Annotated in this window: 11 protein-coding genes, 1 tRNA gene and 1 pseudogene; 6 read left to right on the forward strand and 7 right to left on the reverse strand. The window is 73.6% G+C overall.

What is annotated here, in order from left to right; genetic code table 11:
- Positions 1 to 52: 52 nt before the first annotated feature.
- Positions 53 to 1078, forward strand: a pseudogene (locus tag LBW97_RS20585) (tyrosine-type recombinase/integrase); the annotation flags it as partial.
- A 200-nt stretch (positions 1079 to 1278) separates the two neighbouring features.
- Here the strand turns inward: LBW97_RS20585 and LBW97_RS04800 are convergent.
- Both LBW97_RS04800 and LBW97_RS04805 read right to left on the reverse strand, forming a co-directional pair.
- A tRNA-Ala gene (locus LBW97_RS04800) sits at positions 1279 to 1351 on the reverse strand.
- Between the two features lie 106 nt (positions 1352 to 1457).
- Entirely contained in the window at positions 1458 to 2243 is a 786-nt protein-coding gene (locus tag LBW97_RS04805; protein WP_224498275.1) for a M23 family metallopeptidase, read from the reverse strand.
- Between the two features lie 520 nt (positions 2244 to 2763).
- Here LBW97_RS04805 and LBW97_RS04810 point away from each other — a divergent pair.
- From LBW97_RS04810 to LBW97_RS04825, 4 genes are read left to right on the forward strand one after another with little or no spacing between them, the layout of a single operon-like run.
- Complete coding sequence (locus LBW97_RS04810) at positions 2764 to 4299, forward strand: mannitol dehydrogenase family protein (protein ID WP_224498276.1); 1536 nt, start codon at positions 2764 to 2766, stop codon at positions 4297 to 4299.
- A 41-nt stretch (positions 4300 to 4340) separates the two neighbouring features.
- A complete protein-coding gene (locus LBW97_RS04815) occupies positions 4341 to 5123 on the forward strand; it encodes an HAD family phosphatase (protein ID WP_224498277.1) in 783 nt (260 codons plus the stop codon).
- Positions 5120 to 6253, forward strand: coding sequence for a CDP-glycerol glycerophosphotransferase family protein (locus tag LBW97_RS04820; RefSeq protein ID WP_224498278.1), 1134 nt, complete (start codon positions 5120 to 5122; stop codon positions 6251 to 6253). Before LBW97_RS04815 ends, LBW97_RS04820 begins: the two co-directional genes overlap by 4 nt.
- Positions 6254 to 6257: 4 nt before the next feature.
- Entirely contained in the window at positions 6258 to 7070 is an 813-nt protein-coding gene (locus LBW97_RS04825; protein WP_224498279.1) for an NTP transferase domain-containing protein, read from the forward strand.
- Positions 7071 to 7149: 79 nt separating this feature from the next.
- Here LBW97_RS04825 and LBW97_RS04830 read toward each other — a convergent pair whose 3' ends face one another.
- From LBW97_RS04830 to LBW97_RS04850, 5 genes are read right to left on the reverse strand one after another with little or no spacing between them, the layout of a single operon-like run.
- Positions 7150 to 8211, reverse strand: coding sequence for a hypothetical protein (locus LBW97_RS04830; protein WP_224498280.1), 1062 nt, complete (start codon positions 8209 to 8211; stop codon positions 7150 to 7152).
- Positions 8208 to 8882, reverse strand: a complete 675-nt coding sequence (locus LBW97_RS04835; protein WP_224498281.1) for an SCO family protein — start codon at positions 8880 to 8882, stop codon at positions 8208 to 8210. The genes LBW97_RS04830 and LBW97_RS04835 overlap by 4 nt, the downstream gene beginning before the upstream one ends.
- Positions 8879 to 9640, reverse strand: a complete 762-nt coding sequence (locus LBW97_RS04840) for a YcnI family protein (protein WP_224498282.1) — start codon at positions 9638 to 9640, stop codon at positions 8879 to 8881. The genes LBW97_RS04835 and LBW97_RS04840 overlap by 4 nt, the downstream gene beginning before the upstream one ends.
- A gap of 25 nt (positions 9641 to 9665) precedes the next feature.
- Complete coding sequence (locus LBW97_RS04845; protein WP_224498283.1) at positions 9666 to 11438, reverse strand: copper resistance protein CopC; 1773 nt, start codon at positions 11436 to 11438, stop codon at positions 9666 to 9668.
- Positions 11435 to 12073 carry a zf-HC2 domain-containing protein gene (locus tag LBW97_RS04850; RefSeq protein WP_224498284.1) on the reverse strand — a complete coding sequence of 213 codons (639 nt, stop codon included), beginning with the start codon at positions 12071 to 12073 and terminating at the stop codon, positions 11435 to 11437. The genes LBW97_RS04845 and LBW97_RS04850 overlap by 4 nt, the downstream gene beginning before the upstream one ends.
- Here LBW97_RS04850 and LBW97_RS04855 point away from each other — a divergent pair.
- Positions 12072 to 12710 (forward strand): sigma-70 family RNA polymerase sigma factor, encoded by a 639-nt coding sequence (locus tag LBW97_RS04855; RefSeq protein ID WP_224498285.1) that lies wholly within the window; start codon positions 12072 to 12074, stop codon positions 12708 to 12710. The genes LBW97_RS04850 and LBW97_RS04855 overlap by 2 nt on opposite strands.
- Positions 12711 to 12816: the final 106 nt, after the last annotated feature.

Raw genomic sequence — 12816 nt, forward strand, 5'->3', positions numbered from 1 at the left:
GCCCGAGTGCTCGGCGAAACTGAGCCTTCGTAGCAGCGGCGAGGGGTAGCGGATGGCCGGACGCGCCTCGAACGGTGAGTCGACGATCTACCAGGACGCCGACGGGCGGTGGCACGGCTACGTCTCCGTCGGCTTCACCCTCACCGGCAAGCCCGACCGCCGGCACGTCACTGGCAAGACCCGGGCCGTGGTCGTGGCGAAGGTCCGCGACCTGGAGCGCAAGCGTGATGCGGGCACCCTCAGCGCCGTCTCCACCCCGACCGTCGCCGACTGGCTGGAGCACTGGCTCACCACCATCGCCCCGCGCCGGGTGCGCCAGCGGACCCTGGAGAGCTACGAGTCCGCCGTCCGCAAGCATCTGGTCCCCGGCATCGGCCGGCACCGCCTCGACCGGCTGCGACCGGAGCATCTTGACCAGCTCTACACCGCGCTCCTCGACGCCGGCTACTCCCCCGCCACCGTGCTGCGCCACCACCGGATCCTGTCCCGCGCGCTCACCGTCGCCGTCCAGCGCGGGCACGTTCCCCGCAACGTGGCCAGCCTGGTCGATCCGCCCGCCCAGAAGCAGAGCGACCTCGCCACCGCCCTCGACCTCGGTGAGGCCCGCGCCGTGCTGGCCGCAGCGGCGCGCGTCCGCAACTCCGCCCGCTGGACCGTCGCGCTCGCCCTCGGCCTGCGCCAGTCCGAGGCGCTGGCGTTGCAGTGGAAGGACATCGACCTGCTCAACAACACCCTCACGGTCCGGCGCAGCATCCACCGGGTCCGCGGCGGCGGGCTGATCTACGAGGAGCCCAAGACCCGCCGCAGCCAGCGCACCCTGGCGCTCCCCCTACCGCTGGTCGCCGAGCTGCACCGGCACAAGGCCGCCCAGCTCGGCGAGCGGATGCTGGCCGGCTCCGAATGGCACGACGAGGATCTCGTCTTCGCCCAGGCCAACGGCCGGCCGATCGACAAGAAGACCGACTACGACGACTGGACGCGGCTGCTGCAGAAGGCAGGCGTCTGCCACGTCCGCCTGCACGACGGCCGGCACACCGCCGCCACCCTGCTGCTCACCGAGAACGTGCACCCACGGGTCGTCATGGAGCTGCTCGGCCACAGCCAGATGCGCACGACGATGGACATCTACAGCCATGTCATGCCGGCGCTGGCCCGCGAGGCGGCCGACCGGATGGGCACCGTGCTGCTCACAGGTAAGGGTGGGCAAACTGCAACCACAACTGCAACCAGAGACGACTCAGGCCGCTCCCCCGAAGGGGAACGGCCTGGTCATCCGGGTGGAGCTGAGGGGACTCGAACCCCTGACCCCCACACTGCCAGTGTGGTGCGCTACCAGCTGCGCCACAGCCCCGAACCCGGCCCGATCTGGTGTGTTCGAGCCGGTAGCAACTGTACAGGGCACCGACACCCACCCCGCACAGGGGTGCCGGGTGTCGTCACCCGGCTCCGCGGTGGGGTCAGACCTCGACGCCGCGGGCGGCGAGCCACGGAACGGGGTTGATCTTCTTGCCGCCGAGGCCGCCCTGGTGCACCTCGAAGTGCAGGTGCGGGCCGGTCGACTGACCGCGGTTGCCGAGCAGGGCGATGGTCTCCCCCGCCTCCACGAACTGGCCGGGCTCCACGAGGATCTTGTCCATGTGGCCGTAGACGGTGACGTCGCCGTTGTCGTGGAGGATGTAGACCGCCAGGCCGAAGCCGCTGGCGGAGCCGGCCCGCAGCACGACGCCGTCCATCGCCGCGTACTCCGGCGTGCGCATGGGTGCGGCGAGGTCGATGCCGTAGTGGAAGGTGCCCCAGCGGCTGCCGTAGCCACTGGTGAAGCGGGCGCCGTCCACCGGCAGGACCGCCTTCGGCCGCGCGGCCTCCGCAGCCGCCGCAGCGGCGGCGGCCTCGCGCTCGTCGCGGGCGGCCCGCGACGCGGCGACCTCCTTCAGTCGCAGCTCGGCCTCGGCCACGGTGATCGACGCCTGGGGCAGCATCTCGACGCCTTCGTCCGTGGCGAGCAGCGCGTCCTGGGCCTCCAGCACGGAGGTGGCGTCGGCCGATGCGGCCGGTGCGCTCTGCAGGCTCAGTGCCGAGGCGGCCACACCGCCGGCGAGCAGCGCACCCAGGAGCAGCGCCGGGCGACGACGGACGTGCGGCGCGGGAGCGGTGCGGGTGCGCCGGGTGGCGGAACGGGTGGTGCGGGGAGCCACGGCTCCGAGGAGCTCCGTGCGGGCTTCCTGGCCGAGCTTCGCGTCCATGCACCGTCCGTCTCGCGTTGTGAGGGGGCCCTCGCGGACCGCACACATGGAAACATTCCGTGACCCGTTCGTGACCCCCCGTACGGCGCGTCGCTCGAAACACGCCGGGGTGAGCTGTGCCACGCGCTCCGTGGGGGTCGCACGTGTCACTCCTGTGTCACCCGCGCGGATGGCGGTCCGGCGCCGGCCCGGCGTTTATGATCAACAGCACGCCGCGTGCAGTGACTGCACTGGTTTGCGAATCGGCCGGCTCGGGCACCCCGGTTCTCCGGCGTGAAACATCCCGCGCCGCTCGGCGCGCATCACGTGTCTGCAACGTGGCGCCGAACATCGTTGCGCGGTGCCCATGTACACCCGTGTACTGCTGGTCCAGCTGTTCCCGGAACGGGTCGGACCGGATCGACCGCGCCCAGGACAGAGAAGGAGGGATGCGATGTCGCAGGCCGAAATCCTGCCCCTCTCGGCAGCAGCCGGGACCACCGCAACCGTTCTTCCCCCCGGAGTCGCACCCACGGCCCCGATGACCACCACGCTGACCGGCACGGCGCCCAACGTCGCTGCCGCCGTCGACATCCTGCCGCTGACCGACGCCACGCTCGCGCTGCACGGCGGACAACTCGACGTCCCGACCTACGACCGCTCGGCGCTCACGCCCGCGGTCGTGCACTTCAGCGTCGGCGGCTTCCACCGGGCCCACCAGCTCCTGTACTTCGACGAGCTGGCCGAGCGCCGCATCAGCACCGACTGGGGCGTGGTCGGCGTCGGCCTGCGCAGTCGCACGATGAAGGACGCGCTGGCGCCGCAGGACCACCTGTACACGGTCGTCGAGCGCAGCCCCGACGGCGAGCGGGCGCGGGTGGTCGGCGTGATGGTCGACTACCACTTCGCCCCCGACGACCCCGCCACGGTGCTCGACCTGCTCACCGACGAGCGCACCCGCATGGTCTCGCTGACCATCACCGACAGCGGCTACCGCCTCGACCCCTGCACCGGCCTGTTCGACGCCGACGACCCGGACATCCGCTGGGACGTCCGCGAGCCCTCCCGTCCGCGCACGGTGTTCGGCTTCATCGTCGAGGCGCTGGACCGCCGCCGGCGTGCCGGGCTGCCGCCGTTCTCCGTCGTCTCCTGCGACAACATGCACCGCAACGGGCAGGCCGCGCGCACCGCCGTCGTCGGCTTCGCCCGGCTGCGCGACGAGGTGCTGGGCCGCTGGATCGCCGACCGCGTCGCCTTCCCGAGCAGCATGGTCGACCGGATCACGCCGCACACCACGCCCGAGGAGCGCGACGTCGTGGCCGCGCGCTACGGCATCGACGACCGCTGGCCGGTCATCACCGAGCCGTTCTCGCAGTGGGTCATCGAGGACACCTTCTCCGACGGCCGCCCGCCGCTGGACGAGGTCGGCGTGCGCTTCGTGCCCGACGTCGGCCGCTACGAGCTCATGAAGACCCGGCTGCTGAACGCCAGCCACTGCGCGCTGGGCTACCTCGGCTCGCTGGCCGGCCACAGCAGCCTCGACCAGGTCATGGCCGACCCGGTCTTCGCCGGCTACGTCGCCCGGCTCATGGACGTCGAGGTCACCCCGCTCCTGCCGCCGCCCGACGGCATCGACCTGGCCGACTACAAGCGGTCGCTGCTGCAGCGGTTCGCCAACCCGGCCATCGCCGACGGGCTGCCCCGGCTCTGCCGCCGCGGCTCGACGAAGCTGCCCCACCACCTGCTGCCCTCGCTGCGGCAGGCGCTCGAGGAGGGCCGGCCGCACGCGCTGCTGACCCTCGCCGTCGCGGGCTGGATCCGGTACCTGCAGGGCACCGACGACGCCGGCCGGCAGCTCCCGCTCGAGGACGTGCTCGGCGACCGGCTGCGGACGCTCGCCCGCCAGGGCGGCACCGACCCGCGACCGCTGCTGGGCGAGACCTCGGTCTTCGGGGACCTCGGGTCCTTCCCGGGCTTCGCGGCCGAGCTGCAGGACACCCTCGCCGCGCTCGACCGCGACGGCGCCCGCGCGACCGTCGCGGCCCGTTCCCTGCTCCCGGCAGCACTCCCCCGGTGAGCGCCACCCCACCTCGTCCGACCCCGAAGGGAGCCCACCCGGTGCCGACCGTTCCGCCGACGCTCATCGAGCAGGTGCAGTACCTGCTCTGCGACGCCGACGGCAATCTCTTCCCGTCCGAGGAGCCGGCCTTCGACGCGTCGGCCGAGGTGACCAACGCCTTCCTCGCCTCCATCGGCATCGAGCGGCGGTACACGGCCGACGAACTGCGCGCCGTCGCCACGGGGATGAACTTCCGGTCGACCGGGCTGAAGCTCGCCGCCGACGCCGGGATGACCGACGTCGACATCGAGCCGTGGGTCGCCGAGGAGCGCCGGGCGGTGACCGCCCACCTGGGCTCCACCCTGCGGCCGCACCCGCCGACGATCGAGGCGCTGCACGCGCTGGCCGCGGAGCTCGAGCTGGCCGTGGTCAGCTCCAGCGCGCTCTCCCGGCTGGCCGCCTGCTTCACCGCGACCGGACTGGACGACCTCCTGCCCCCGGTCGTGCGGTACAGCGCCGAGGACTCCCTGCCGACGCCCACGAGCAAGCCGGACCCGGCGGTCTACCTGCACGCCTGCGCCGACCTCGGCATCGAGCCGGAGCAGGGCCTGGCCGTGGAGGACGCCGTCGCCGGGGTCCGGTCGGCCGTGGCCGCGGGCTGCCCGGTCATCGGCAACCTGCTGTTCGTGCTCCCCGACGAGCGGGCCGAGCGGGCCGAGGCCCTGCTGGCCGCCGGCGCCCTCGCCGTCGTCGAGTCCTGGCAGGAGCTGGCCGACCTCGTCCTGCCCGTCGTCGCCGGCCGCCGCGCCGCCGGCGAGGCGCTGAGCGGGGTGACGGCGTGAACATCGTCTACGTCGCCTTCCGCGGCCACTTCTCCGACAGCCCCCGCGCGATCTACGAGGCGCTGCTGGCGCGAGGCGTCGACGCCACCCACACCTGGCTGGCCGCCGAGCACACGGCGAGCACGTTCCCCGCCGACGTCGACCGGGTGCTCTTCGGGTCGGCCGAGTGCATCGCGGCGCTGGAGTCCGCGGACCTGGTCGTCTCCAACGACCACATCCCGCTGGACTGGGAGAAGAAGGCGGGCGCTACCTACCTGCAGACCTGGCACGGCACGATGCTCAAGCGCATCCACAACGACGTGCTGTGGGCGCCGGAGGGCCGGCTGGCCTACCTGGACCAGGACATCGCCCGCTGGGACCTGCTCCTCTCCCCCAACGCGATCACCACCGACCGGCTGCGCAAGGCCTTCGGGTACACCGGTCCGATCCACGAGACGGGGCTCCCGCGCAACGACCTGCTCTCCAGCCCGCAGCGCGACGAGGTGCGCGCCCAGGTCCGGGCCGACCTGGGCATCGAGCCCGGCCAGACCGCGGTGCTCTACACCCCGACCTGGCGCGACAAGCTGGTCTTCGAGAAGAGCAGCTCGCAGGACTTCGAGTTCGCCATCGACCTCGAGGACTTCTCCGCCCGGCTCGGGAACGACCACGTGCTGCTGCTGCGACTGCACAACATGGTCATGGACCGGCTGGAGATCGTCGACGGCTCCGCGGTGCGCGACGTGTGCAGCCACCCCGACATCCGCGACCTGTACCTGGCGGCCGACCTCATGGTCACCGACTACTCGTCGACGATGTTCGACTTCGCGATCACCGGCCGGCCGCTGCTGTTCTACACGTACGACCTGGAGAGCTACCGCGACGAGCAGCGCGGCTTCTACTTCGACCTGGAAGACGTCGCACCCGGACCGCTGCTCCGCGACAGCCGCGAGCTCGTCTCCGCCATCGCCGACGTCGAGAAGATCCGGTCGGAGTACGCGGAGCCCTACGCCCGCTTCCAGGAGACGTTCTGCCACCTCGAGGACGGATCCGCCACCGAGCGCGTCCTCGACCTGATCCTCCCGGGCGCCGGTGCGCCCGGGCAGACCACCAGCACCAACCCTGAGGGAGATGATGTCCGTGCGGACCGGTGACCGAATGCTCGACCCTGTCCGTCGGGGGCTGTCCCCCTATCTGACCCGGACCCCGACCGGCCGCCAGCGGTCCTCGCAGGTGCAGGTCGTGATCCTGGCCGCGGGCATGGGTACGCGGCTGGGGCGACAGGACCCCAAGCCGCTGACCCGGCTCAACGACGGGCGCAGCATCATGCAGCGCCAGATCGAAGGCCTGCGCGCCGTCCTCGGCGCGGACGTGTCGATCACCGCGGTGGTCGGGTTCCGCAAGGAGCTGATCATGGACGCCGCGCCCGACCTGACGTTCGCCTACAACCCCGACTTCGCCGTCACCAACACGTCGAAGAGCCTGCTCCGCGGGCTGCGCTCCACCCGTGAGGGCGGCGTGCTCTGGCTCAACGGCGACGTCGTCTTCGACCCGGCGGTCATCGAGCAGACGCTGCCGCAGCTCGCCGCCGACCAGAGCTTCGTCTGCGTCGACACCAGCACCGTCGCCGAGGAGGAGGTCAAGTACACCCTCGACGACGACGGCTGCATCCGAGAGTTGTCCAAGACGGTCGTCGGTGGCCTCGGCGAGGCGGTGGGGATCAACTACATCTCCTCCACCGACAAGGCGGCCCTCATCGAGCACCTCGAGATCTGCTCGCACGAGGACTACTTCGAGCGCGGCATCGAGACGGCGATCACCGAGCGCGGCATGCGCGTGCGCCCGGTGGACATCTCCCAGTTCGACGCCGTCGAGGTCGACTTCGAGGACGACCTGGTCCGGGCCAACACCCTGCTGGGTGGAACCGCTCCGGCCGTCGACGAGCCGAACATCGTGGCCGAGCTGAGCTGATCCCCCGCTCTCCCGCCGAGGCGCGCGTCCCCCTGTCCCGGGGCGCGCGCCTCGCGCGTTCCCGGGGCCCCGACCGGGCTCAGGCGGTGGCGACCCGTCCCGTTGGGGGCGCGTCGGCCTCGCGGAACCGGCGCGCCGCCGCGATCCCGCCGATCACCAGCCCGACCCCGAGCGTCGCCAGCAGCGCCACCGCGATCCGGGCGACCACCTGAGGCCCGGCGGAGGCGACGTTCGCCGACCAGAGCACGTCGACGTCGGGCAGCCCCTGCACGAGCAGCAGCCAGCCGGACACGACCGCCAGCAGCCCGGTCATCGTGCCCCGGCCGCGCAGGGCGGCACGCACGCCCAGGACGGCGCACAGCAGGGCGGCGGAAGCAGGCATGAGCGCCGACACGACGGCTCCGGCGTGCGAGCCGACCGTCGCCGACGGCTCGGGCGTCGCGAGCGCGTGCCAGAGCGCGGCAGCGGCGCCCACGGCGAGCAGCCCGCCCAGCAGGCGGGGCGTCCTGGCCAGCAACCCGGCGGCGACGGCGATCAGCACGAGAGCCGCCACGACCGGCCACACCACCCACGGGGCGGGCGGCGGGCTCCAGGTGAGGACGCCGGCGACCTCGGCCTCCCGACTCCCCTGCTGCAGCGGCACGATCCACTCCGAGACCAGGTGCTCCCGGGTCGGGTCCTCGGCGACCTGCGGCGGGAGGACGTCCTCGCTCATCCAGTGCGTCCGGTGGTCGTGCCAGACGTAGGCGGGTTCGGTGGAGACCTGCTGCCACTCCGGATCGGCGGACGCATCCGCGCGCTCCGGCATCGCCGCCCCGCCGAAGCGGTCGAGGTTGAGGTAGGTCGCCGGGCTGTTCGCGTTGCGCCAGACCCCGTCGGGCCCGATGCGCAGATAGGGCTCGTCGGAGTAGCCGGGCACGAGGACGTCGGTGTCCGAGCCGTTGACCAGCTCCAGCTCGTCACCGAACTGCAGGATCCGAACAGTGACGCCGGGCAGGTCGGGGGTCACCGACACGATGCGCCCGTCGTAGTCGCTGCCGGCCGCCTCTCCGCCGACGTGCGCCGACGCGGGCCCCGCGAGTGACAGGAACCCGAGGACGAGGGCCAGGACCGTCAGCAGCCGGGCCGGCCCGCGGCTCACGCGCCCGCCACCAGCCGCAGGTCGGCGGCGATGTCGTCGGCCGTGTTCTCGGCGTCGAAGATCACCCGCGACTCGTCGTCCTCGCCGTACAGGAGCAGGTGCGTCGAGTGCAGCCGGCCGTTGTCCTCGGCCTGCGGCACGCCCGCGGCGAGCTGGGCCTGGTCCAGCGCATCCTGGTCACCGGTGAGCCCGATGAAGGAGTTCGGCAGATCGGCGTCGAAGCGGCCGAGGTACTCGCCGAGCACCTCGGGGCTGTCGTTCGCGGGGTCCGTCGTCACGAAGACCACCTGCACCTGCGCCGCCAGCTCGCGGTCCACTCCTCGCAGCGCCACGGCGACGTCGGCCATCGTGGTCGGGCAGACGTCGGGGCACTGGGTGTAGCCGAAGAAGAGCAGGGTGGGCCGGCCGCCCGTCTCCGCCGTGAAGTCGTACGGAGCGCCCGTGGTGTCGGTGAGCGTGAACGACGGCCGGCGGTAGGGCTCGTTGAGGTCGATGCCGGCGTAGGTGTCCTCCGGGGCCTCCACGACGGCAGGCGCGTTCCCGGAGTGGTCGTGCTCGCCGGCGGTCTCGGCGTCCGCCGACGTCCCGCACCCTGCCGCGAGCAGGCCCGCCGCGAGCAGCAGCGCCGACAGGGAGCGGGCACGACGACGACGCAGAGGGGCGGAACTCACGAGGACACGGTACGTCGGTTGGCCTTCACGCCGAGGACCACACCGGCGAGCGCGGTCATGAACGCGAGGATCGCGAAGAACAGCGCCAGCGCCCCCGGGTCGTCGGTGTGACTCCCCCCGTGGGCGGCCTCCTCGGTTCCGGCCTCCTCGGTTCCGGCCGTCTCGGTCCCGGCCTCCTCGGCGGCGACGTCGTGACCGGTGGTGGCCGAAACGGTCAGTGACAGCACCGGCGCGGGGCGCTCGGGCTCCTCCTGGCCGGCGACGGTCGGCTCGATCCACGCCGACTCGCTACCGTCGCTGTAACTCTGCACGGCGGGGAAACTCAGCTGGTCGGCATCGGGGAACGGCCCGCCGGACAGCGCGAACTCCTGGAACTGGCCGGGTGCGATTCCTCCGCCGTCCGCCGCGCGGAACTCCACCACGGAGACGTAGGAGCTGATCTCCTGCCCGTGGACCTCGAGCGGCTCGGCGAGGTCGGCGGTGGTCATCGCCACGGTCCAGCCCGGCACCGGCTGGGCGCGCAGGGAGCCCATGGCGGCGTCCTCGGGGATCTGGATCCGCAGCGCCACGGTGCTGGCGCTGTCGCTCTCGTTGGGCACGCGGAACGTCAGCTTCCCGTAGCCGCCGGCGGAGGCGTCGGCAGAGGAGACCGTGACGTGGGCGGACGCCGTGGGCGCGAGCACCACGGCGCCGGCCAGGGCGCTCACGGCAGCCGTCAGCAGGACGGCGAGACGGGTGAGCGGGCGGGGCTGGGACACGGAGCTCCTGTTCATCGGGGGTTGTTCAGCGGACCGGGAAGTCGGTGGCCGCGGTGAGGGCGGTGAACTCGTCGAGCCGGACCGTGACCGTGAGCGACCAGGTGCCGGCACCGGGGACGGTCATGCCGTTCCCGACGAAGTGGCCGGGCCCGGCGGGCTCGAGGTCGACGTCCAGCGGCCCGATCTCCTGGGTCCGCTCGGTGAGCGTCACCCGGATCTCGGTCGGCTGGGTGAGCCGGCCGGCGTCGTCGAAGAGGTAGACGTGCAGGGCGTTCTCCCCCGGCCGGGCAGGGTCGACCGACACCTGGACGGTGCCCGACGCGGACGCCGAGCCGCCCTGCAGCGGAAGGACGACGTCGACCGGCTGGGCGACGGCGGACCGGGCCGGCGGGGTGCCGACCAGCACGGCGGTCACGGCGAGCACGACGGCGGCCAGCCCGGCCTCCAGCAGCACAGACCGGCGCAGCGAGGGCAGGTGCTCCGCCGCGTTCTCGGCCTGGGCGCGGTCGCGCTCCGCGGCGGCCGAGAGCTCCTCGGGACCGGGCTCGGCGGTCGTGGCGGAGAAGGCGTGCACCGTGATCATTCGACGCGAGCGGGGCCGGCGGATGCCCAGCCGCTGCTGCACCCACACCCGCGAGACCCCCGCGATCGTGAGGATCACGACGACCAGGAGCAGCTTGGCCATGAGCAGCTGGCCGTACCCGGTGGCCGCCAGCGCCGACGGGGAGCCGACCTCGCGCACCGACTGGACGATCCCCGAGACGACGAGGACGCCGACCGCCCCGAAGGCCAGGCGCGAGTACGCGGGGAGCGCTGCCCCGAGTTCGATCGGCGGGGTGGCGGGCCGGAGCAGGGCCAGCAGCAGGCCGGCGAGGCCCCCGAGCCACACGCACATGGCGGCGACGTGGGCCGACGCGACGAGCACCGCCAGCCCCGGCCAGGGGCCGGCGACCGGGTGCCCGGTCGCCGCGGTGGCGACGACGAGGCCCAGCGCCAGGACCCCTCCGCCGATCAGCAGCGCGCGGGAAGGGGTCTCCGGACGCCGCGGCACCCGGCGCAGCACGAGCAGGAACACCAGCGCCAGGACCGCCCGCACGAGCGCCACCCAGCCCGCCTCCGACCCCAGGGTCGCGCCGAGCAGCGCCGGGTCGCCGACCGATCCGATGCCGGAGCCTGCGGCGTAGGGGCCCTGCAGGAGGAAGGTCGCCAGCGCGCCGACGACGACGGCGAGAGCGCCGCCGGACGCCGCCTGCCGCAGCCGGGGCGCCGCCCAGCCGGCCGGCCAGCAGACCGCGGCCAGCACGGGCAGCCCCACCGCGAGGGCGAGCCCGGCGAAACCGAGCCACCGCGCCGCGGGCAGGAGAGCGGCGACGACCGGATCGGTGTCGTCCTGCGCCGCCTCACCGCCGGTGGCGAGCAGCTCGGCGTCCCCGACGGCGAAGGAGAACGCCCCGGCGATGGGGTGCGAGTCCGCCGAGATGACCCGGTAGGTGACCAGGTACCCGCCGTCGGGCAGCTCGCCCCGCAGCGGAACGGTGAGGACGGCGCCGTCGACCTCGGCGGCGCCGGCGTCGACCCGCTGCTGCTCGCCGTCGAGGACCCGGGCGTACCCGGCGCCCAGCGAGATCCCCTCGGTGAACGTCAGGGTCACCTCCCGGGGCGCGTCGTCGAGCCGTGCCCCTTCCCCGGGTTCGGTGGAGACCAGCGTCGCGTGCGCGGCGGCCGGAGCCGCGGTCACCACGCCCGCGCCCAGCCAGCCGGTGACCAGCAGCGCGAGCAGGACGAGGGCCCGCTTCACGCGGTCACCCGTCGGACCGAGGGGACCTCGCGCCGGCGCCGGCCCCGCCAGGCGACGACCGCCACGGCGGCCACCCCGACGAGCAGGAGCAGGTGGGCGGCGGCCCGGTCGGCGTGCACATGCCCCGCCGCGAGGTCGGCCACGGTGATCGACAGCAGCAGCGCGGCGAAGGTCCCGAGGAACGGCAGGGCTCCGGCCGCCAGGCGCGGCGCCGCCGCGACGGCGAGGAACGCCGTCGCCAGCGCGAGGTTCCACGCCCCCGTCTCGTGTGCCATGTGCACCGGCGCGCTCATCGCTCCCGCCCCCGACACGAGGACGGGCCAGCTGAGGGCTGCCTGGGCGACGCCCACGGCGAGCAGGACCAGGCGCAGCGCCGTGGCGGTCAGCCGCGCCCGGGCCGCGACCCGCGCGCCCGGCAGCTCGCGCGGGAGCGCCGCCAGCACCGTGGCGGTGAGGTCGGGGACCGGTGGCGCGGCGGCCAGCCGGGCACGACGCGTCACCCCCTCGGCCGCGGTCACCCAGGACGCGCAGTCGGGGCACTCCGCGAGGTGCCCGTCGAGCTCTGCGCCGGGCATGCCGAGGGGCTCGCCGTCCAGGCGCGCCGACAGCGCCTCGCGGTAGATCTGGCAGGACATGGTTCATTGGTCGTCGTCGGACGCCGTCCGGTTCCCGCCGCGCGGGATTTTTTCTCCGCCCGAGGACGAGGACATGGACGACCTGGCCCGCATCGCCGCGGCCGCCGCCGACGGCGACCCGCTGGCTGCGGCCACCCTCGTGCGCGAGACGCAGTCCGACGTCTGGCGGCTGTGCGCCGCCCTCGGCGACCGCGACACCGCCGACGACCTGACGCAGGAGACCTACCTGCGCGCCTTCGCCGCCCTCCACCGCTTCGAGGGCCGCTCCTCCCTGCGGACGTGGCTGCTCGCCATCGCCCGCCGGGTCTGCGCCGATTCCGTCCGCTCCCGGCGCCGGCGTCGGCTCGCCCTGGTGCGCGAGGCCGCCGACCTGGAGCTGCTGGCACCGGACGCGACCGCCGACGTGGTCGGTGAGGGCGCCGCCGTCACCGACCTGCTGGCCCGCCTGGACGCCGACCGCCGCGAGGCGTTCGTGCTCACCCAGTTGATCGGTCTCTCCTACGCCGAGGCGGCCGAGGTGGCCGACTGCCCGGTGGGCACCATCCGCTCCCGCGTCGCGCGCGCCCGCGCCGATCTGGTGGCGTCCCTCTCCGGGGTGAGCGAGGGCTCCCGCCGGGGCGATACCGCTCACAGCTGACGGCAGGTGAACGGCAGGTGACGACCGGGCGACCTATGCTGCCCGACGGCCCTCCGCACGCTTCCCGCGAGCGCGGCCCGTGCCCACATCCGAGACGGAGCCCCCG

The sequence above is a fragment of the Blastococcus sp. LR1 genome, from assembly GCF_020166105.1.
Taxonomy (GTDB): Bacteria; Actinomycetota; Actinomycetes; order Mycobacteriales; family Geodermatophilaceae; genus Blastococcus.

Bases quoted from the DNA above. Each gene is read 5' to 3' on its own strand.
- LBW97_RS04805 (WP_224498275.1), bottom strand. From the start codon at position 2,243: ATGGACGCGAAGCTCGGCCAGGAAGCCCGCACGGAGCTCCTCGGAGCC.
- LBW97_RS04810 (WP_224498276.1), top strand. From the start codon at position 2,764: ATGACCACCACGCTGACCGGCACGGCGCCCAACGTCGCTGCCGCCGTC.
- LBW97_RS04825 (WP_224498279.1), top strand. From the start codon at position 6,258: ATGCTCGACCCTGTCCGTCGGGGGCTGTCCCCCTATCTGACCCGGACC.
- LBW97_RS04855 (WP_224498285.1), top strand. From the start codon at position 12,072: ATGGTTCATTGGTCGTCGTCGGACGCCGTCCGGTTCCCGCCGCGCGGG.
- LBW97_RS04850 (WP_224498284.1), bottom strand. From the start codon at position 12,073: ATGTCCTGCCAGATCTACCGCGAGGCGCTGTCGGCGCGCCTGGACGGC.